The organism is Micromonospora sp. CPCC 206060 (assembly GCF_036906895.1).
Taxonomy (GTDB): Bacteria; Actinomycetota; Actinomycetes; order Mycobacteriales; family Micromonosporaceae; genus Micromonospora.
This window is the reverse complement of record NZ_JBAKHU010000195.1, coordinates 1-1,936: the sequence shown is the minus strand read 5'-3', so window position 1 is coordinate 1,936 and position 1,936 is coordinate 1. Positions and strand designations below refer to the sequence as shown.

The following is a 1,936-nucleotide window of genomic DNA, read 5'->3' as shown; positions in this document are numbered from 1 at the left end:
CTGGACCAGTTCGGTCGTAACCTGACCCAGGCGGCCCGGGAGGGCAAGCTCGACCCGGTGATCGGTCGGTCCAAGGAGATCGAGCGGGTCATGCAGGTCCTGTCCCGGCGGACGAAGAACAACCCGGTGTTGATCGGTGAGCCGGGTGTGGGTAAGACCGCGGTGGTCGAGGGCCTGTCCCAGAAGATCATCAAGGGTGAGGTTCCGGAGACGCTGAAGGACAAGCAGCTGTACACCCTGGATCTGGGGGCGTTGGTTGCGGGTTCGCGGTACCGGGGTGATTTCGAGGAGCGTCTGAAGAAGGTGCTCAAGGAGATCCGGACCCGGGGTGACATCATCCTGTTCATCGATGAGATCCACACTCTGGTGGGTGCGGGTGCCGCGGAGGGTGCGATCGACGCGGCGAGCATCCTGAAGCCGATGTTGGCGCGGGGTGAGTTGCAGACCATCGGTGCGACGACGTTGGATGAGTACCGCAAGTATGTGGAGAAGGACGCGGCGTTGGAGCGGCGGTTCCAGCCGATTCAGGTGGGTGAGCCGTCGTTGGCGCACACGATCGAGATCCTGAAGGGGTTGCGCGATCGGTACGAGGCGCATCACCGGGTGAGTATCACGGATGCGGCTCTGGTGGCGGCGGCGACGTTGGCGGATCGGTACATCTCGGATCGGTTCCTGCCGGACAAGGCGATCGATCTGATTGATGAGGCGGGTGCGCGGATGCGGATCCGTCGGATGACGGCGCCGCCGGATCTGCGGGACTTCGATGAGCGGATCGCTCAGGTGCGTCGGGACAAGGAGTCTGCGATCGATGCGCAGGACTTCGAGCGGGCTGCGCAGTTGCGGGACAAGGAGAAGCAGCTTCTCGGGGCGAAGGCGCAGCGGGAGAAGGAGTGGAAGGCGGGGGATCTGGACGTCGTCAGTGAGGTTGACGATGAGCAGATCGCGGAGGTGCTCGGTAACTGGACCGGTATTCCGGTGTACAAGTTGACCGAGGAGGAGACGTCGCGGTTGCTGCGTATGGAGGATGAGCTGCACAAGCGGGTCATCGGCCAGGAGGACGCGGTGAAGGCGGTGTCGAAGGCGATTCGTCGGACGCGGGCGGGGTTGAAGGATCCGAAGCGTCCGTCGGGGTCGTTCATCTTCGCGGGTCCGTCGGGTGTGGGTAAGACGGAGTTGTCGAAGGCTCTGGCGGAGTTCCTGTTCGGGTCGGAGGAGGCTCTGATCCAGTTGGACATGTCGGAGTTCCATGACCGGTACACGGTGTCGCGTCTGGTGGGTGCTCCGCCTGGGTATGTGGGGTATGACGAGGGTGGGCAGTTGACGGAGAAGGTGCGCCGTCGTCCGTTCTCGGTGGTGTTGTTCGATGAGATCGAGAAGGCTCATCCGGATGTGTTCAACACTCTGCTTCAGATTTTGGAGGATGGTCGGCTGACCGATGGTCAGGGTCGGATCGTGGACTTCAAGAACACGGTGATCATTTTGACCACGAACCTGGGTACGCGGGATGTCGCGAAGGCGGTGTCGTTGGGTTTCCAGGCGTCGGAGGATTCGGAGTCGAACTACGACCGGATGAAGCAGAAGGTCAACGATGAGTTGAAGCAGCACTTCCGGCCGGAGTTCCTGAACCGGATCGATGACACGATCGTGTTCCATCAGTTGCGGCAGTCGGAGATTCTGTCGATCGTGGACATCATGATCGCGCGGATCGAGTCGCAGTTGCGGAACAAGGACATGGGTCTGGAGTTGACCGACGGCGCGAAGAAGTACCTGGCGGCGAAGGGTTTCGACCCGGTGTTGGGTGCGCGGCCGTTGCGTCGGACGATCCAGCGGGACATCGAGGACAACCTGTCCGAGCGGATTCTGTTCAACGAGTTGACCCCGGGTCAGATCGTGGTGGTCGACTGCGAGGGCGATCCGGACAACATCGACAAGTCCA

General features: G+C 61.8%; 1 protein-coding gene. It reads left to right on the top strand.

All coding sequences use genetic code 11. The annotated features are described in order from the left end of the window. On the top strand, positions 1–1,936 hold a 1,936-nt coding region (locus tag V6U90_RS33170), incomplete at both ends, for an ATP-dependent Clp protease ATP-binding subunit (protein WP_334445090.1).